Genomic DNA, 507 nt, shown 5'->3' with positions numbered 1-507 from the left:
CACTTTTTGAACCTAAGGAACCTGCTCATGTTGAATGAACAAAAATGCGAAGCTTGTAGCTTTGATGCCATTGCCCTGACGAAAGAAGAACAGCAATCTCTATTGCTGCAGCTGTCCGATTGGCATCTCATTGAAAGGGACGACATTCCGCAACTTGAGAAGGTCTATAAGTTTAAGAACTTTAAACAAGCATGGGCGTTCAGCAACAAGATTGCGGAATTGGCAGAAGAAGAATTTCATCACCCATCAATTTTGCTTGAGTGGGGCAAAGTCACCGTGACTTGGTGGAGCCATTCCATTAAAGGTTTGCATAAGAACGATTTCATCTGTGCGTCTAAGTGTGATGCGTTGGTGTTGAGCGAATAAACACGAATGGGCAGCCGTTGCTTGCTATTAATGCTCTGAAAAGCATTAACACACTTAACCGTGAATAAAAAACGCCCGAACTGATATTCGGGCGTTTCCTAATTTAGCACTTCTGTTTTATGGCCACGGTTTTAGCGCCAC

Annotated in this window: 1 protein-coding gene; it reads left to right on the top strand. The window is 43.4% G+C overall.

Annotated features, from left to right (window positions below; genetic code table 11):
* Positions 1 to 27: 27 nt before the first annotated feature.
* A complete protein-coding gene (locus R7R24_RS30655) occupies positions 28 to 366 on the top strand; it encodes a 4a-hydroxytetrahydrobiopterin dehydratase (RefSeq protein ID WP_005482617.1) in 339 nt (112 codons plus the stop codon).
* The last annotated feature ends 141 nt before the right edge of the window (positions 367 to 507 follow it).

The organism is Vibrio sp. 704, assembly GCF_033339295.1.
This window is presented reverse-complemented; position numbering and strand designations above follow the sequence as displayed.

Excerpts from the sequence above, each read along its gene's own strand:
- R7R24_RS30655 (WP_005482617.1), top strand. The coding sequence starts at position 28 with ATGTTGAATGAACAAAAATGCGAAGCTTGTAGCTTTGATGCCATTGCC.